Genomic DNA, 16,608 nt, shown 5'->3' on the forward strand with positions numbered 1-16,608 from the left:
CGTCAGTCACCGCTCGGCGGCCGGACGGCCCCAGGCCATCGGTCGCGGTCTGCGACACTGGTAGGACCATGCCCAAGCCCGGAGAACTCACTTTCGTCGCCCCGCGCGGAGCCAAGCAGCCCCCGCGGCACCTCGCCGACCTCACGCCCGCAGAGCGCAAGGAGGCGGTCGCCGCGATCGGCGAGAAGCCGTTTCGCGCCAAGCAGCTGTCCACGCACTACTTCGCGCGGTACGCGCACGACCCGGCGGAGTGGACCGACATCCCCGCCGCGGCGCGCGAGAAGCTCGCGGGGGAGCTGCTGCCCGATCTGATGTCGGTCGTGCGGCACGTCTCGTGCGACGACGACACCACCCGTAAGACGCTGTGGCGGCTGCACGACGGCACGCTCGTGGAGTCGGTGCTCATGCGCTACCCGGACCGGGTGACCATGTGCATCTCCTCGCAGGCCGGCTGCGGCATGAACTGTCCGTTCTGTGCGACCGGCCAGGCCGGGCTCGACCGGAACCTGTCGACCGCCGAGATCGTGCACCAGATCGTCGACGGCATGCGCGCGCTGCGCGACGGCGAGGTGCCCGGTGGTCCGGCGCGGCTGAGCAACATCGTCTTCATGGGGATGGGCGAGCCGCTCGCGAACTACAAGCGGGTCGTCGGCGCCATCCGGCGGCTGACCGACCCCGAGCCCGACGGGCTCGGCCTGTCGCAGCGCGGGATCACGGTCTCCACGGTCGGCCTGGTGCCGGCGATGCTGCGGTTCGCGGACGAGGGCTTCAAGTGCCGGCTCGCGGTGTCGCTGCACGCGCCGGACGACGAGCTGCGCGACACCCTCGTGCCCGTGAACACCCGCTGGAAGGTCCGCGAGGTCCTCGACGCGGCCTGGGAGTACGCGGAGAAGTCCGGGCGCCGGATCTCCATCGAGTACGCGCTGATCCGCGACATCAACGACCAGGCCTGGCGCGGTGACCTGCTGGGCCGGCTGCTCAAGGGCAAGCGGGTGCACGTCAACCTGATCCCGCTGAACCCGACGCCCGGCTCCAAGTGGACCGCGTCCCGCCCCGAGGACGAGAAGGCGTTCATCGAGGCCATCGCCTCCCACGGCGTTCCCGTCACCGTCCGTGACACCCGCGGGCAGGAGATCGACGGTGCCTGTGGACAGCTGGCCGCCGCCGAACGCTGACCTTGTACTCTGAGCTCGAACACATCTGCATATTCCGACAGGGGAGCGCCACAGCGCTGAGAGTGCGGTGACCTGCTTGGTGAGACAGGCACACGACCGCAGACCCTCTGAACCTCGCCCAGGTCATTCTGGGTAGGAAGTTCGGTCGTAACTCGAGCTGTTGCGCCCTGCCCGCGCCCGGTTTCCCCGGCGCGGGCAGGGCCGCGTCTCCTTCTGGTCACACCCAGGAGGACATTCACGTGAACACCAAGAAGGCGGCCGCCGCCGCGCTCGCCGCGGCGCTCGGCATCGGCACCCTCGCCGCCTGCGGCACCGAGGACGTCAGGGACGCGGCCGGGAAGACGGACGGGCCCGCGCCGAAGACCGTCACCCTCGTCAGCCACGACTCGTTCAACGCCTCCAAGGAGGTGCTCGCCGAGTTCACCAAGCAGACCGGTCTCACGGTCAAGGTGCTCAAGAGCGGCGACGCCGGCGAGGCGGTCAACAAGGAGATCCTGACCAAGGGCTCCCCGCAGGGCGACGTGTTCTTCGGCGTGGACAACACGCTGCTGTCCCGCGCCCTCGACAACGGCATCTTCGTCCCGTACGAGGCGAAGGGCCTGGACCGGATCCCGGCCGCGCTGCAGCTCGACAAGGAGCAGCACCGGGTCACGCCGATCGACTCCGGCGACATCTGCGTCAACTACGACAAGCAGTACTTCGCCGGCAAGAAGCTGGCCCCGCCGCAGACCTTCGACGACCTGGCGAAGCCGGAGTACAAGGACCTCCTCGTCGTCGAGAACCCCGAGCGGTCCTCCCCGGGCCTCGGCTTCCTCCTCGGCACCGCCGCGAAGTACGGCGACACCGGGTGGCAGGACTACTGGAAGAAGCTCAAGGCCAACGGCGTGAAGACCGTCGACAGCTGGGAGCTGGCCTACAACCAGGAGTTCTCCGGCTCCGCCGGCGGCAAGAAGGCCAAGGGCGACCGCCCGCTCGTCGTCTCCTACGCCTCCTCCCCGCCGGTGGAGGTGCTGTACGCCGAGCCGCAGCCCAAGGTGGCGCCGACCGGTGTGTCCACGGGCACCTGCTTCCGGCAGACCGAGTTCGCGGGTCTGCTGAACGGGGCGAAGAACCCCGAGGGCGGCAAGAAGCTGATCGACTTCCTGATCTCCAAGAAGTTCCAGGACGACATGCCGCTCCAGATGTTCGTCAACCCCGTCACGAACGACGCGACGCTCCCGGAGCTGTTCACCAAGCACGGCGTGGTGGTCGAGCAGCCGTACGCGATGGAGCCGAAGAAGATCGCCGACAACCGTGACCAGTGGATCCAGCAGTGGACCTCGCTCGTCCTGAAGTAGTCGTCCCGGACCGGCGGGGAAGCGCGGCGCGGCTGGGCCTGATGGCCCTGCCCGTCGTCTTCTTCGCCGTGTTCTTCGCCTGGCCCGTGGTCTCGATCGTCGAGCGCGGGCTCAGGCCGGACGGCCACTGGGAGCTGGGCCGGTTCGGCGAGACGCTGACCCGGCCGGAGATCCTGGACGTCCTGTGGTTCACGCTGTGGCAGGCGCTCGCCTCCACGGCCCTCACGCTGCTGGTCGCGCTGCCCGGCGCGTACGTCTTCGCGCGGTTCGACTTCCCCGGCAAGCGGCTCCTGCGGGCCGTGGTCACCGTGCCGTTCGTGCTGCCCACCGTCATGGTCGGCACCGCGTTCCTCGCGCTGGTCGGCCGCCGGGGTCTCCTCGACGACTGGTGGGGCCTGCGGCTCGACACCACCGTGTGGGCGATCCTCCTCGCCCATGTCTTCTTCAACTACGCGGTCGTCGTCCGCACCGTCGGCGGCCTGTGGTCGCAGCTCGACCCGCGCCAGGAGGAGGCCGCCCGGGTGCTCGGCGCCTCCCGCTGGCGCGCCTGGCGGACGGTGACGCTGCCCGCACTCGCGCCCTCGGTCGCCGCCGCGGCGCTCATGGTGTTCCTGTTCACCGCGAGTTCCTTCGGCATCGTGCAGATCCTCGGCGGTCCCGCGTACTCCACGCTGGAGACCGAGATCTACCGGCAGACCGCCGACCGGCTCCAGCTGTCCACGGCCGCCGTCCTCACGATGGTGCAGTTCGTCGCCGTCGGCGTGATCCTCGCCGTGCACGCCCGGACCGTACGGCGCCGGGAGACCGCCCTGAGGCTGGTCCCGGCCGAGCGCACCGCCCGCCGGCCGCGCGGCGCCGCCCAGTGGGCGCTCCTCGGCGCCGTCCTGGTGTCGATCGCGCTGCTGATCCTCGCCCCGCTCGGCGTGCTCGTCGAGCGCTCCTTCGCCACCCCGGCCGGCTACGGCCTCGACTACTACCGGGCGCTGCAGCACGTCGGCGACGACGGCACCTTCCTCGTGCCGATGACCGACACCATCGTCAACTCGCTGCAGTACGCGCTCGCCGCGACCGCCATCGCCGTCGTCATCGGCGGCCTCGCCGCGGCGGCCCTCACCCGGCGTGCGGGGCGCCTGGTCCGCGGCTTCGACGCGCTGCTGATGCTGCCGCTCGGGGTGTCCGCCGTCACCGTCGGCTTCGGCTTCCTCATCACCCTCGACGAGCCGCCGCTCGACCTGCGGGCCAGCTGGATCCTCGTCCCGCTCGCCCAGGCCCTGGTCGGTGTGCCGTTCGTGGTCCGCACCATGCTGCCCGTGCTCCGCGCGGTCGACGAACGCCTCCGCGAGGCCGCCGCCGTGCTGGGCGCCTCGCCGTGGCGGGCCTGGCGCGAGGTCGACCTGCCGCTGGTGCGGCGCGCCCTGCTCATCGCCGCCGGCTTCGCCTTCGCCGTCTCCCTCGGCGAGTTCGGCGCGACGGTGTTCATCGCCCGCCCCGACAACCCGACCCTGCCGGTCGCCGTCGCCCGGCTCCTCGGCCGGCCGGGCGACCTCAACTACGGCCAGGCCATGGCCCTTTCGACGATTCTCATGGTGGTGTGCGCGGTGTCCCTGCTGCTCCTGGAACGGCTGCGCACCGACCGGACCTCGGGGGAGTTCTGATGCTGACGCTGACCGGCGCGACCGTACGCTTCGGGGCCCGCGCCGTCCTCGACGCGGTGGACCTGGAGGTCGCCGACCACGAGATCGTGTGCGTGCTCGGGCCCAGCGGCAGCGGCAAGTCGACGCTGCTGCGGGCGGTCGCGGGGCTGCAGGCGCTCGACGGGGGACAGGTGCTGCTCGGCGGCGTCGACCAGAGCGGTGTGCCCGTGCACCGTCGCGGGGTCGGTCTGATGTTCCAGGACCACCAGCTCTTCCCGCAGCGGGACGTCGCCGGGAACGTCGCCTTCGGGCTGCGCATGCACGGCGTCGGCAGGGACGAACGGGCCGCCCGCGTCGAGGAGTTGCTCGACCTCGTGGGCCTGCCCGGCGCCGGGCGGCGGGCCGTGTCCGCGCTCTCCGGCGGCGAACAGCAGCGGGTCGCCCTCGCGCGGGCCCTGGCGCCCCGCCCCCGCCTCCTCATGCTCGACGAGCCGCTCGGCCAGCTCGACCGCGGCCTGCGGGAACGGCTCGTCGTCGAACTCCGGCGGCTCTTCCGGCAGTTGGGAACCACCGTGCTCGCCGTCACGCACGACCAGGGCGAGGCCTTCGCGCTCGCCGACCGGGTCGTGGTCATGGACGACGGGCGGATCGCCCAGTCCGGCACGCCCCTCGACGTGTGGCGGTCCCCGGCCTCCGCGTTCGTCGCCCGCTTCCTGGGCTTCGACAACATCGTCCCGGCCACGGTCACCGGCACGGCCGCCGACACCGTCTGGGGCAAGGTGCCCGTACCCGACGGCTCCCCGCAGGGCGAGCGGCTCCTCCTCGTCCGCCCGGCCGGCGTCCGCCTCACCGCCCCCGGCGAGGGCCTCACCTGTCACGTCGCCTCCCGCACCTTCCGCGGCGACCACGTCGCCGTGACCCTCCGCCCCGCCGAAGGCCCGCCCCTGGAGGCCGAGTTCGCCCTGCGGGACGCGCCGGACGCGGGCACGGACGTGGACGTGGAGTTCCGCGCGGAGGACATCGTCGTACTCGACACGCCCCAGGTGTCTTAGACCCCGGGGATCCGCCCGCCCGTGGCGAGGGCCGGTCCGGCCGTCAGCGGTGCGTGCAGGTCCTCCGGGTGGCCCGCCGGCAGGCGAGGACCGCCCGGCCGAGGGCCAGGCCGGACGGCGGCGGCCGTGGCGTCATCCCGCGGTCGGCCCCGTCTCCGCCGCGCGGGGGAGGATCACGCCGCCAGTCGTGCCAGCGCCCCGGGCACCTCGTCCACCGAGTCGACCAGGGCGATCCGGGCCGCCATCGGGCGGCCCTCCGCGAGGGTCCGGAGCAGGGGCCAGGCGGGGAGGCGTTCGGTCCAGTGGGCGCGGTCGACCAGGACCATGGGCGTCGCCGCGCCGGGCGGCGCATAGTAGTTCGGGGTCGCGTCGTCGAAGATCTCCTGCACGGTGCCGGCCGCGCCGGGCAGGAACACCACGCCCGCGGTCGAGCGGGACAGCAGGCCGTCCTCGCGGGTCGCGTTGGCGAAGTACTTGCCGATCCGGGACGCGAAGGCGTTGGGCGGCTCGTGGCCGTAGAACCAGGTCGGGATGCCGGCCGAGTCGCCGCCGCGCGGCCACCGGGCCCGTACCTCGAAGGCGGCACGGGCCCAGTCGGTGACCGAGGGGGTGAAGGACGGGGCCTTCGCGAGGAGCTCCAGGGCCTCGTCGAGGGCCTCGTCGGGCAGCGGGGCGGTGTACGCGCCGAGGTTCGCCGCCTCCATCGCGCCGGGGCCGCCGCCGGTCGTGACCGTGAGACCCGCCCGGCTCAGCGACCTGCCGAGCCGGGCCGCACCCGCGTACGCCGCGCCGCCCCGGCCCATCGCGTGGCCGCCCATCACGCCGACCACCCGCGCACCGGACAGGTACTCGTCCAGCGCGTCCGAGATCGCGTCGTCGTGGAGCGAGCGGAGCATCGAGGAGAAGATGTCGCCGTCGCCCCTCGTCCGCCGGAACCAGGCGTACGAGCGGGCGTCCGGCGTCTCCTCGTACGGGCGGTCCGCGATGCCCTCGAACAGTTCGTCGGGGGAGTACAGGTGGGCCCGGTACGGGTCGAAGGGCAGGTCCGGCACCGGCGGGAACACCAGCGCGCCGTCCGCCCTGACCTTCGCCGCGGCCTCCGGCTGCATCGCGCAGCCCAGGAACACGGCGTCGGCGGTGGACGTGGCGAGCAGCGCGAACGTGCGGTCGGTGAGGTCCACGGACTGGATCCGGCAGCCGCGCAGCGAGCCCCGCGCGGCGAGCGCCGCGTCGAACTCGGCGGCCGAGTGGATCTCGCGGTCGTGCGTCATGCGCCCGGTCATGCGCCCACGATAGGCCGCCGGCACCGGTTCGGCGGTGGGGCACCGGTGGGGCAGGGGCCGCCCGGGCAGGGGGCCGCCGTCCGGCCGTGGGCCGCCTCAGCCGCGGAGGGGGATGGCCGCCAGCGCGCCCACCGCCCAGGTGAGCGGGACGAACACGGCGAGCAGCACGCCCGCCCGCAGGAGGGCCGTGGTGCGCAGCACCGTCGGAGGCGCGCCGAGGCGGCGCAGGGCCTCGGTGGTGTGGGTGCGGGACTGCTTGGACTCCAGGGCCGCCGAGAGCAGGGTCGCGGTGGTGCAGGCGACGACGAGGGTGGTGCCCAGCCAGGTCAGCGGGCCGAGGGAGCCGCCGTTGACGGCGTACCCGGCGACCGCCCCGGAGCCGACGGCGCAGACCACGCCGAGCGGCCGGCCGATCCGGCGGGACTCGTCCATCAGGACGCGGCCGGCGAGGAGCCGGACCGCGCCGGGACGGACGGTCTGGAGCAGCCGGCCGCACCAGTGGGTGAGCCCGGGCCCCATCATCGCGAGGCCGACGGCGGTGAGGATCCAGCCCGCGAGGACGCCGCTGCCGTCGCCGCGGGCCGCGTACGTCTCGACGGCGAGCCCCACGGCGAGCAGCGCCACGCCCCAGGGGAGTCCGGCGGTGGGCGAGGGCTCGGTGGTGGCGGGCTTGCGCGGGCGCAGGGACAGGCCGGCGGCCGTGGCGGCGGTGACGGGCACGATCGCGAGGAGGGTGAGCGCCGCGGCGAGCGGGATCGGCTGGTCGGCGGCGAGCAGCTCCGCCGCGGCGCCGTCGAAGGGCAGGCCGGTGATGTCGCCCCGCAGGTGGAGGTAGAAGAGCAGGGCGACGGAGGAGCCGAGGGTGCAGGCGACGGCCGTGGAGGCCGCGGCGATGGCCGTGAGCCGCCCCGGGCCGAGGCCGATGGCGGACAGGCCGGGCCGCGGCCTGGTGCTGGGGTCGGTGCGGGCCACCGCCACCGCGAACTGCACCGTCGCGGCGAGCGGCAGCGCGCACCACAGCAGGCGCAGCACGGCGTCGGAGGAGTTCCGGGGGTGGCCGACGGCGTAGCCGAGGGCGCACAGCAGCAGGAAGCCCACCCCGGCGGCGGCCGCGGCGACGAGGAGCCGGCGCAGCTGGACGACGGGGTGGGTGCCGCGGACTAGACGGAGAGCGAGCACGCGGTGACGCCCTCCGCCCCGTCGGCCGGCGTTACGGAGCCGACGCGGCGTCCGTCGAGCAGAGCCACCGTGCGGTCGGCGAGCGCGGCGACCTCGGGGTCGTGGGTCGCGAGCAGCACGGTGATGCGGTGCGAGCGGGCCGCGGCGGTCAGGGTGCGCAGCACCTGCGCGCCGTCGGCGCGGTGGAGCGTCGCGGTGGGCTCGTCGGCGAAGAGCACGGAGGGCGTGGTGACGAGGGCGCGGGCGATGGCGATGCGCTGGCACTGCGAGTGGGTGAGCGCTGCCGGGCGCTTGCGGGCGGCGGTGCCGATGTCGAGGCGCTCGAGCCACTCGACGGCGGCGGTCCTGGCGGCGCGGTGGGACACCCCGCGCAGCAGGAGGGGCAGCGCGGTGTTCTCCCAGCCGTTGAGTTCGGGGACGAGCCCGGGTTCGGGGTCGATCCAGCCGAAGCGGTCTCTGCGCAGCCGCTCGCGCTGGGCGGTGTTCATGGTGTGGACGGGGGCGCTGTTGAACCAGACCTCGCCCTCCTGGGCGACGGTCTGCCCGGACAGGCAGCGCATCAGGGTGGTCTTGCCGCTGCCGCGGGGGCCGACGAGGGCGAGGATCTCGCCTTCGCGCACGCCGACGGAGACGCCGGTCAGCACGTCCGAGCCGCCGAGGGAGCAGCGGAGGGAACGTGCCCAGAGCACGTCGTTGTCCGGTGGGGCCATCGCGTACACCTCTGTCGAAGCTGAACCGTGTTCGTTCCCCTGGACGGGGGAACGAGGAGCCGGGCCGGTGGGTCACCGGTCACCGTAAGGATTCAGATCGGGTTGTACGGACAGCACGCGGCCCGGGCCGCCGCCATCCACTCGGATGGCGGCACGCCCGGGCCGGGGTCACGCCGTGAGGGCGGCGTGAGGTCCTACGGGATCAGAGCTTCGTCCACGCCTCGGTGAGGGTGGCGCGGAGGATCTGCTCGATCTCGTCGAACGTGGACTGGTCCGAGATCAGCGGCGGAGCCAGCTGGATGACCGGGTCGCCACGGTCGTCGGCGCGGCAGTACAGGCCGTTGTCGAAGAGGGCCTTCGACAGGAAGCCGTAGAGCACGCGCTCGGTCTCCTCGTCGTTGAAGGACTCCTTGGTGGCCTTGTCCTTGACGAGCTCGATGCCGTAGAAGAAGCCGTTGCCGCGGACGTCGCCGACGATCGGCAGGTCGTGCAGCTTCTGCAGCGTGGAGAGGAAGTTGCCCTCGTTGTCCAGCACGTGCTGGTTGAGCTTCTCCTTCTCGAAGATGTCGAGGTTGGCGAGGCCGACGGCCGCGGAGACCGGGTGGCCGCCGAAGGTGTAGCCGTGCAGGAAGGTGTTGTCGCCCTTGTAGAACGGCTCGGCGATGCGGTCGGAGACGATGCAGGCGCCGATCGGGGAGTAGCCCGAGGTCATGCCCTTCGCGCAGGTGATCATGTCCGGCACGTAGCCGAACTTGTCGCAGGCGAAGGTGGTGCCGAGGCGGCCGAAGGCGCAGATGACCTCGTCGGAGACGAGCAGCACGTCGTACTTGTCACAGATCTCGCGGACCCGCTGGAAGTACCCGGGCGGCGGCGGGAAGCAGCCGCCGGCGTTCTGCACCGGCTCCAGGAAGACGGCGGCGACGGTGTCGGGGCCCTCGAAGAGGATCTGCTGCTCGATCTGGTCGGCGGCCCAGCGGCCGAAGGCCTCCGGGTCGTCGCCGAACAGCGGCGCGCGGTAGATGTTGGTGTTCGGCACCTTGTGCGCACCGGGCACCAGCGGCTCGAAGGGGGCCTTCAGGCCGGGCAGGCCGGTGATGGACAGGGCGCCCTGCGGGGTGCCGTGGTAGGCGACCGCGCGCGAGATGACCTTGTACTTGGTGGGCTTGCCGACCAGCTTGAAGTACTGCTTGGCGAGCTTCCACGCGGTCTCGACGGCCTCGCCGCCACCGGTGGTGAAGAAGACCTTGTTGAGGTCGCCGGGAGCCTCGTTGGCGAGGCGCTCGGCCAGCTCGACGGCCTTCGGGTGGGCGTACGACCACACCGGGAAGAAGGCGAGCTCCTTGGCCTGCCGGGCGGCGGTCTCGGCGAGCTCGGTGCGGCCGTGACCGGCCTGCACCACGAACAGGCCGGCGAGGCCGTCGAGGTACTTCCGTCCCTTGTCGTCCCAGATGTACGTGCCCTCACCGCGGACGATGGTGGGGACGGGGTTGTTCTCGTACGACGACATGCGGGTGAAGTGCATCCACAGGTGGTCGTAGGCGGACTTTGAGAGATCGCGGGAGTTGCTCACGGCTATCGGGTTCCCCACATATAGGTCTGCTTCTTGAGCTTCAGGTAGACGAAGCTCTCGGTGGAGCGCACCCCGGGGAGGGTGCGGATGCGCTTGTTGATCACGTCCAGGAGGTGGTCGTCGTCCTCGCAGACGATCTCCACCATGAGGTCGAAGGAGCCCGCGGTCATCACCACGTACTCGCACTCGGCCATGGCGGTCAGCGCGTCCGCGACCGGATCCAGGTCACCCTCGACGTTGATGCCGACCATCGCCTGGCGCCGGAAGCCCACGGTGAGCGGGTCGGTGACGGCGACGATCTGCATGACGCCCTGGTCGAGCAGCTTCTGGACGCGCTGCCGTACGGCGGCCTCGGAGAGGCCGACGGCCTTGCCGATGGCGGCGTAGGGGCGGCGTCCGTCCTGCTGGAGCTGTTCGATGATCGCCAGGGAGACGGCATCGATCGTCGGGGACGAACCGGTTCCGGTTCTTGGATGCGTGCTTTGACTGGCCACGACTTCACTGTGCACCGAACCTCGTCCGTCTGGCAAGCCCAGAGTGATGAAATTCGTTGTTCTCGGCTGTTGATCTCACTGAATCCGAAGTTGCGGGGGGTCGGGCCTGTTGAAAGCGTCGGTCGACCGACTAGGCTGAGGTGTCTCGCCCATCGGGACACCGCACGACGGAGTGCGGAGACAGAACGTGACAGGAGGGGTGGCAAGTGACCACCGAGCTGCGCCGGCTGCGCAACTACATCAACGGGGAGTTTCGGGACGCGGCCGACGGCCGCACGATCGACGTGATCAACCCGGCCACCGGTGAGGTGTACGCCACCTCCCCGCTCTCCGGCCAGGCCGACGTCGACGCCGCCATGGAGGCCGCCGCGGCCGCCTTCCCCGCCTGGCGCGACGCCACGCCGTCGGAGCGCCAGAAGGTCCTCCTGAAGATCGCGGACGCCTTCGAGGAGCGCGCCGAGGACCTGATCGCCGCCGAGGTCGAGAACACCGGCAAGCCGGTCGCCCTCACCGCGAGCGAGGAGATCCCGCCGATGGTGGACCAGATCCGCTTCTTCGCGGGTGCCGCCCGGATGCTCGAGGGCAAGTCCGCCGGCGAGTACATGGAGGGCATGACCTCGATCATCCGCCGCGAGCCGGTGGGCGTGTGTGCCCAGGTCGCGCCGTGGAACTACCCGATGATGATGGCCGTGTGGAAGTTCGCCCCGGCCCTCGCCGCGGGCAACACGGTCGTCCTCAAGCCCTCGGACACCACCCCGGCGTCGACCGTCCTGATGGCCGAGATCATCGGCTCCATCGTCCCCAAGGGTGTCTTCAACGTCATCTGCGGCGACCGCGAGACCGGCCGGGCCATGGTCGAGCACTCCACCCCGGCGATGGCCTCCATCACCGGCTCGGTCCGTGCCGGCATGCAGGTCGCCGAGTCGGCTTCCAAGGACGTCAAGCGCGTCCACCTGGAGCTGGGCGGCAAGGCCCCGGTCGTGGTCTTCGAGGACACCGACATCGCCAAGGCCGTCGAGGACATCGCCGTCGCCGGCTACTTCAACGCCGGCCAGGACTGCACCGCCGCCACCCGCGTGCTCGTGCACGAGTCCATCCACGACGAGTTCGTGGCCGCGCTGGCGAAGGCCGCGTCCGAGACCAAGACGGGTCAGCCGGACGACGAGGACGTGCTCTACGGCCCACTGAACAACGCCAACCAGCTGCAGCAGGTCACCGGCTTCATCGACCGCCTCCCGGCGCACGCCAAGGTCGAGGCCGGCGGCCACCGGGTCGGCGACAAGGGCTACTTCTACGCCCCGACCGTCGTCTCCGGCCTCAAGCAGGACGACGAGATCGTCCAGAACGAGGTCTTCGGCCCGGTCATCACCGTCCAGTCCTTCTCGGACGAGGCCCAGGCCGTCGAGTACGCCAACGGCGTCGAGTACGCCCTGGCCTCCTCCGTCTGGACGAAGGACCACGCGCGCGCCATGCGCATGTCCAAGGCCCTCGACTTCGGCTGCGTGTGGATCAACACCCACATTCCGCTCGTCGCCGAGATGCCGCACGGCGGTTACAAGAAGTCCGGCTACGGCAAGGACCTGTCGGCCTACGGCTTCGAGGACTACACGCGCATCAAGCACGTGATGACCTCCCTGGGCTGATCGGCCGGAAGGCGTACTGACGGGCGGTCGGGTCTTCCCGGCCGCCCGTTCCGCTGTGCCTGCGCCGTCCGGCGTCCCGTGCGGCCGGCCGCTCCTTCCGCCCGGATAGGGTGCGCCGCATGGGAAGATCATCGATCACGTCCAGAGCCGCGTTGACGGCCCTGGGCATCGCCTTCACGCTGGCCGTACCCCTGCACGGATCCGCTGCGGGGGCGGATTCGGCGGACCACATGCCGCTCGGGCCCGCGGAGCTGATCACGCAGGCGAGCGCGCCGCAGACGCTGGCGCCCGGGGTGACCTACCAGAAGTTCACCCAGGGGCACTCCACCGACGAGTGGACCGTCTGGGTGCCCGGCACCAACGGAGCCGAGACGATCAGCGACTGGGCGGCGGCCAGGGCGCGGGCGGACGCGCTGGTGGCCAAGGGCTTCGAGGCGCACATCGACACGTTCGACGTCCCGGCAGCCGCCGACACCGCCTCGGGCAGAGTGGGATACGGCGTTCGGTCCGGCCGGTTCGCCCCGGGCGACCGCGCGGGGGCCGACGCCCTCAAGGTGCGCCTCGCCGATGCCGGTTTCGGCGGCAGGGTCCTGTACACGGCGGAGGACGGCCGCCCGTCGACCGGCCCGTGGGAGGTCCGGGTCGTCCGTGTCCAGCCGACCGCCGACGTCGCCCTGAAGGCCGTGCACGGTCAGGACGTCGCCGGCGCGGAGACGGTGCGGGCGATGGCGAAGGCCGCCGGCGCGCTGGTCGCCGTGAACGGCTCGGAGTTCAACCTCGGCGGCGGTGCGTACGAGGGGATACCCCAGGGGCTCTACGTCCAGGAGAACGTCATCCTCGGCGCGGCGAACAACGGCCGTACCGCGTTGCTCCTCGACGGGGTGGGCGGCCGGGCCAGGGTCGCCGAGATCAACACGACGCTCGCCGTCACCGCACCGAACGAGGACAAGCAGACGGTCGACGGCATCAACCGTGTGCCGGGAACCGTCCTCGGCTGCGGCGGCGTCGGAGGCGACACCCGCATGGTGGGCAACCTGGTGGTCGAGACGACGCTGCCGTGGCGCAACGTGCGGTGCGCGGACGCGGACGAGACCGTGATCTTCCGTCCCGAATGGGGCCCCGCGACACCGAGCCACGGGAGCGGGGTGGACAGCATCGACGTCGTGATGAACGGGAACTGGGTGGTGCAGTCCGTCCGCGAGCCGGCCGGCGGCCCGATCCCGCCGGGCGGGCGCGTCCTGCAGGGCATCGGCAAGGACGCGGTCTGGCTGCGGGAGCACGCCGTGGTCGGTGCCCCGTTCAAGCCCGGCGCCACGATCCACGACGCCGCGGGGCGTTCGGTGGTCACGCCGGCCCTCTCCGCGGTGGCGGGCGGCGGACCCGCCCTCGTACGCGGCGGAGAGGTGTGGATCAACACCGCGGCCAACGGCATGACCCAGTTCGACGGGAAGCCCAACAACACGCTGCTGCAGCGGCATCCGCGCACGGTGGCCGGCGTCGCCGGCTCGGGCGAGCTGATCCTGGTGACGATCGACGGCCGCTACGAGGGCGTCAGCGTGGGCGCGACCTGGCCGGAGGCGGCCGAGGTGATGAAGTGGCTCGGGGCCCAGGACGCGGTGGGCCTCGGCAGCGGCGGCGACACCACCCTGATCATCAACGACACGCTCTACAACCGTCCGATGGACATGTGGGGGACCACCCATCGCGAACGGCCGTTGAGCAACGCCGTGGCCGTCGTTCCCAGGTGACCCGCCTGCACGGGGACCCCGCGGCCTGCGGGAACTCCCTCGTCGGGCCGTGAGTTGCCCAGGTCATGAGCTTCGAGGTCTTCGTGATGCGGTTCGAGCACGGCGCGCCGGCGCCGCTCGACCCGGCCGTCGTGCGTGAGGTGCTCGACCCGTACGTGGTGGCCCGTGGCGCCGACGGGCAGGAGCTGTGCGTGGAGACGGCCGACGGCGGCGAGGCGGACGTCCGGATCGGCGCCGACGGCGTCACGTTCCACCGCTTCGGCGGCGCCGGGATCATGGACCTGATCGCCGCGCTGCTGCGGCGCCTGGAGGCCGTCCTGGTCGTGCCCGGCGGTCCCTTCGTCGTCCACCGGGAGGAGGCGGGTGCGCAGGTCACGCCCGGACTCGGGGAGAGCAGCGGCTGGCCGGTCGTCGTCGCGACGGACGGCGCGGCGGTCGCACGGGCGATCGAAGAAGCGTGATAGGCCGTCCTCATGTCGGATTCCGGGATCAACTCGCTTGTCACCTATGGACTGTTCGCCGCCTGGGCGCTGCACGACGCCGAGGAGGTGGCGTACGGGCCGCGCTGGATACGGGAGAACCTGCCGGCGCTCCGGGAACGCTTCCCGGACGCGCCGGAGGCGGTGTGGCGGGCGCTGGGCTCCGTCGACGAGCGTGAATTCCGGGCCGCCGTGGGCGTGATGGCGGCGATCGTCGCGTCGGCCGCCGTCGCCGGACGGCGCTCGGGCGGCCGGTCCGCCTTCTACCAGGGCGCGTTGAACGGCTTCGGGCTGCACGGCCTCGTCCATCTCGCGCAGGCCGCCGCCGTACGGGGGGTGACGCCCGGCTCGGTCACCTCGCCGCTGCTCGTCATCCCGTTCACCCTCTGGGCGCGCGGACGGCTGCGCCGGGCCGGGGTGCTGCGGCCGACGCGCGGACGGGACGTGGTCACCGGTCTCGCGCTCGCGGGCGCGGCCACGGCCGTCGCCCACACGGTGGCGCGCCGCCTCCTCCGCTGACGTCCCGAGTCGGCACCCACCCGTTTTTGAACGTGTTCATGAGGGGCGTACGCTGTCCTCATGAGCGACACGAACGGGCCCAGAGCCCTCCTCAAGCGCATCCGCGTCTGGCTGGTCGTCTTCATCGTCTGTCTGGTGCTCAGCGGGGTCACCGCTTTCCCGCTGGTCACCGAACTCCGCCTGCTCGACTCCGCGTTGGACTCCTGGGCGGCCCCGGTGGCGGAGCTCCTCCCCGGCCTCGCCGAGTGGATCGACCGGGTCCGTACGGGCCTCGAGGGCGCCGACGCCGACGCCCCCTACCTCCTCTACGGCAACGACTGGCTGGCCTTCGCCCACCTCGTCATCGCCGTCGCCTTCTACGGCGTGTACCGGGACCCGGTTCGCAACGTCTGGGTCGTCGAGTTCGGCATGATCGCCTGCGTCGGCATCATCCCGCTCGCCCTGATCTGCGGACCGATCCGGGACATCCCCTTCGCGTGGTCGGTGATCGACATGTCGTTCGGCGTCTTCGGGATCCTGCCGCTGCTCGCCGTGCGACGGCTGATCAAGCGCCTCGAAGCGCTGGAGGCCGCGCCGGCGCTCACTCCGACGGCAGGCCGTACGTCGCCAGCATGAGGTTCAGCGCCACCCTGCTCGTGTCCTTGCCCTTGGCGTCGGTGGAGTTGACGCTGTAGACGAGGGTCCGCTCGCCGTGGCGGGTCGAGGCGATGGCGGCGTTGTAGCCCCAGCGGCCGCCCGTCTTGCCCCACACCTCGCGCCCGCCCAGCTTCTTCATGGACAGGCCCACGGAGAACGCGGCCGGGGCGCCGGTGGTGAGGTCCGGGACCTTCGGCAGCGTGAACATCTCCTCCAGGAGCGGTCCGCGCACCACCTCGCCCGCGAACAGGGCCCGGGTGAAACGCTCCAGGTCGGCGGTGGTGGAGATCAGGTTCCCCGCCGCCCAGCCGTCCGTCGTGCCCCAGACGGTGACATCGCGCAGGCCCGTCGTGCCGTCGTCGAGCCGCATCCACTGGTAGCCGTGGTTGTGCCGGCCCTCGATCCGGGGGCTGGCGCCGGGAAAGTACGTGTCGCGCAGTCCGAGCGGGCGCAGCACGCGGGCGGCCACCTGGTGCTCGTACGAGTCGCCCGTCACCCGCTCGACGATCAGCCCGGCGATCGTGTAGCCGATGTTCAGGTAGTGCTGCTTCTCGCCGGGCGCGAACTCGCGCGGCCGCGCCGTCGCCGAGCGCACCAGGTCGCGCGGGTCGTGCACCTCGAAGCGGCGCTCGTACCACTCCTCGACCGTCTCGCCCGGCAGGCCGGCCGCCGGGATGCCGTGCGTGTGGTCGAGCAGCTGCCGGACGGTGACCCCGCCGTACGCGGCCGGGATCAGCTCCGGCAGGTACGAGCGGGCCGGGCGGTCCAGGTCGAGACGGCCCTCGCTCGCCAGCTGCAGCGCGACCGCCGCCGTGAACACCTTGGTCACCGAACCCGCCCGGAACCGGGCGCCCGGATCGGCCGGGCGGCCGGTCCTCAGGTCGTGCACGCCGGAGCTGCCCCGCCAGGAGCCCTCCGTGCCGCCGACCCGGACGAGGGCCGCCGTCGCGTCCTTCGACGGAAGGCCGGCGATCGCCGCCTCCAGGGCGGGACTCCCGGCGTCGGCGGTCGCGGCGGTCGCAGACGGCGTGGTCGTGTGCTGCGCGGTCGCGGCGCTCGCCGGGAGGGCCGCCGGGCCCGCGACGCCCAGGACCAGGGCGGCGGCCAGCAGGGTGCGCGTGGTGTTCCTCATCGTTCGTCTCCGTGGGT

The 16,608-nt window shown here is 72.1% G+C and carries 15 protein-coding genes and 1 riboswitch; of the genes, 9 read left to right on the forward strand and 6 right to left on the reverse strand.

Features of this window, described 5'->3' with window-relative positions:
• The first annotated feature begins 68 nt into the window (after positions 1-68).
• The 4 genes from rlmN to ACFY8W_RS22730 all read left to right on the forward strand — a co-directional run bounded on the left by rlmN (position 69) and on the right by ACFY8W_RS22730 (position 5,198).
• Positions 69-1,175 carry a 23S rRNA (adenine(2503)-C(2))-methyltransferase RlmN gene (gene rlmN, locus ACFY8W_RS22715; RefSeq protein WP_391108014.1) on the forward strand — a complete coding sequence of 369 codons (1,107 nt, stop codon included), beginning with the start codon at positions 69-71 and terminating at the stop codon, positions 1,173-1,175.
• A 29-nt stretch (positions 1,176-1,204) separates the two neighbouring features.
• Positions 1,205-1,332: riboswitch (TPP riboswitch) on the forward strand.
• Positions 1,333-1,414: 82 nt separating this feature from the next.
• The gene (locus ACFY8W_RS22720; protein WP_391108017.1) at positions 1,415-2,512 is read left to right on the forward strand and encodes a thiamine ABC transporter substrate-binding protein; all 1,098 of its coding nucleotides are present in this window, start codon (positions 1,415-1,417) and stop codon (positions 2,510-2,512) included.
• 41 nt (positions 2,513-2,553) lie between these two features.
• Positions 2,554-4,167, forward strand: a complete 1,614-nt coding sequence (locus tag ACFY8W_RS22725) for an ABC transporter permease subunit (RefSeq protein ID WP_391108298.1) — start codon at positions 2,554-2,556, stop codon at positions 4,165-4,167.
• Positions 4,167-5,198, forward strand: a complete 1,032-nt coding sequence (locus tag ACFY8W_RS22730; protein WP_391108020.1) for an ATP-binding cassette domain-containing protein — start codon at positions 4,167-4,169, stop codon at positions 5,196-5,198. The genes ACFY8W_RS22725 and ACFY8W_RS22730 overlap by 1 nt, the downstream gene beginning before the upstream one ends.
• Before the next feature lie 173 nt (positions 5,199-5,371).
• Here the strand turns inward: ACFY8W_RS22730 and ACFY8W_RS22735 are convergent, their stop codons facing one another.
• The 5 genes from ACFY8W_RS22735 to ACFY8W_RS22755 form a co-directional block, all read right to left on the reverse strand.
• Positions 5,372-6,481 (reverse strand): LOG family protein, encoded by a 1,110-nt coding sequence (locus ACFY8W_RS22735; protein WP_391108023.1) that lies wholly within the window; start codon positions 6,479-6,481, stop codon positions 5,372-5,374.
• Between the two features lie 96 nt (positions 6,482-6,577).
• The gene (locus tag ACFY8W_RS22740) at positions 6,578-7,660 is read right to left on the reverse strand and encodes a hypothetical protein (protein ID WP_391108026.1); all 1,083 of its coding nucleotides are present in this window, start codon (positions 7,658-7,660) and stop codon (positions 6,578-6,580) included.
• Positions 7,642-8,370, reverse strand: coding sequence for an ATP-binding cassette domain-containing protein (locus tag ACFY8W_RS22745; RefSeq protein ID WP_391108028.1), 729 nt, complete (start codon positions 8,368-8,370; stop codon positions 7,642-7,644). Before ACFY8W_RS22745 ends, ACFY8W_RS22740 begins: the two co-directional genes overlap by 19 nt.
• A 202-nt stretch (positions 8,371-8,572) precedes the next feature.
• On the reverse strand, positions 8,573-9,958 hold the full coding sequence (locus ACFY8W_RS22750; RefSeq protein ID WP_391108031.1) for an aspartate aminotransferase family protein: 1,386 nt from the start codon (positions 9,956-9,958) through the stop codon (positions 8,573-8,575).
• Complete coding sequence (locus tag ACFY8W_RS22755) at positions 9,943-10,434, reverse strand: Lrp/AsnC family transcriptional regulator (protein WP_384421865.1); 492 nt, start codon at positions 10,432-10,434, stop codon at positions 9,943-9,945. Before ACFY8W_RS22755 ends, ACFY8W_RS22750 begins: the two co-directional genes overlap by 16 nt.
• 206 nt (positions 10,435-10,640) lie before the next feature.
• Between ACFY8W_RS22755 and ACFY8W_RS22760 the strand changes: the two genes are divergently transcribed.
• From ACFY8W_RS22760 to ACFY8W_RS22780, 5 genes are all read left to right on the forward strand, one after another.
• The gene (locus ACFY8W_RS22760) at positions 10,641-12,077 is read left to right on the forward strand and encodes an aminobutyraldehyde dehydrogenase (protein ID WP_391108034.1); all 1,437 of its coding nucleotides are present in this window, start codon (positions 10,641-10,643) and stop codon (positions 12,075-12,077) included.
• A 119-nt stretch (positions 12,078-12,196) separates the two neighbouring features.
• Positions 12,197-13,825 carry a phosphodiester glycosidase family protein gene (locus ACFY8W_RS22765; RefSeq protein ID WP_391108037.1) on the forward strand — a complete coding sequence of 543 codons (1,629 nt, stop codon included), beginning with the start codon at positions 12,197-12,199 and terminating at the stop codon, positions 13,823-13,825.
• Positions 13,826-13,890: 65 nt separating this feature from the next.
• Positions 13,891-14,286 carry a hypothetical protein gene (locus ACFY8W_RS22770; RefSeq protein WP_391108039.1) on the forward strand — a complete coding sequence of 132 codons (396 nt, stop codon included), beginning with the start codon at positions 13,891-13,893 and terminating at the stop codon, positions 14,284-14,286.
• 12 nt (positions 14,287-14,298) lie between these two features.
• Entirely contained in the window at positions 14,299-14,823 is a 525-nt protein-coding gene (locus ACFY8W_RS22775; RefSeq protein WP_391108042.1) for an HXXEE domain-containing protein, read from the forward strand.
• 60 nt (positions 14,824-14,883) lie between these two features.
• Complete coding sequence (locus ACFY8W_RS22780) at positions 14,884-15,438, forward strand: hypothetical protein (protein ID WP_391108045.1); 555 nt, start codon at positions 14,884-14,886, stop codon at positions 15,436-15,438.
• Here ACFY8W_RS22780 and ACFY8W_RS22785 read toward each other — a convergent pair.
• The gene (locus ACFY8W_RS22785) at positions 15,404-16,591 is read right to left on the reverse strand and encodes a serine hydrolase (RefSeq protein WP_391108048.1); all 1,188 of its coding nucleotides are present in this window, start codon (positions 16,589-16,591) and stop codon (positions 15,404-15,406) included. The two genes, ACFY8W_RS22780 and ACFY8W_RS22785, sit on opposite strands and share 35 nt — an antisense overlap.
• Positions 16,592-16,608 lie beyond the last annotated feature (17 nt).

Source organism: Streptomyces sp. NPDC012637 (assembly GCF_042954805.1).
In the GTDB taxonomy this organism is placed as follows: domain Bacteria; phylum Actinomycetota; class Actinomycetes; order Streptomycetales; family Streptomycetaceae; genus Streptomyces.

Excerpts from the sequence above, each read along its gene's own strand:
- ACFY8W_RS22730 (WP_391108020.1), top strand. The coding sequence starts at position 4,167 with ATGCTGACGCTGACCGGCGCGACCGTACGCTTCGGGGCCCGCGCCGTC.
- ACFY8W_RS22775 (WP_391108042.1), top strand. The coding sequence starts at position 14,299 with ATGTCGGATTCCGGGATCAACTCGCTTGTCACCTATGGACTGTTCGCC.
- ACFY8W_RS22745 (WP_391108028.1), bottom strand. The coding sequence starts at position 8,370 with ATGGCCCCACCGGACAACGACGTGCTCTGGGCACGTTCCCTCCGCTGC.
- ACFY8W_RS22780 (WP_391108045.1), top strand. The coding sequence starts at position 14,884 with ATGAGCGACACGAACGGGCCCAGAGCCCTCCTCAAGCGCATCCGCGTC.
- ACFY8W_RS22735 (WP_391108023.1), bottom strand. The coding sequence starts at position 6,481 with ATGACCGGGCGCATGACGCACGACCGCGAGATCCACTCGGCCGCCGAG.
- ACFY8W_RS22785 (WP_391108048.1), bottom strand. The coding sequence starts at position 16,591 with ATGAGGAACACCACGCGCACCCTGCTGGCCGCCGCCCTGGTCCTGGGC.
- ACFY8W_RS22765 (WP_391108037.1), top strand. The coding sequence starts at position 12,197 with ATGGGAAGATCATCGATCACGTCCAGAGCCGCGTTGACGGCCCTGGGC.
- ACFY8W_RS22725 (WP_391108298.1), top strand. The coding sequence starts at position 2,554 with ATGGCCCTGCCCGTCGTCTTCTTCGCCGTGTTCTTCGCCTGGCCCGTG.
- ACFY8W_RS22770 (WP_391108039.1), top strand. The coding sequence starts at position 13,891 with ATGAGCTTCGAGGTCTTCGTGATGCGGTTCGAGCACGGCGCGCCGGCG.
- rlmN (WP_391108014.1), top strand. The coding sequence starts at position 69 with ATGCCCAAGCCCGGAGAACTCACTTTCGTCGCCCCGCGCGGAGCCAAG.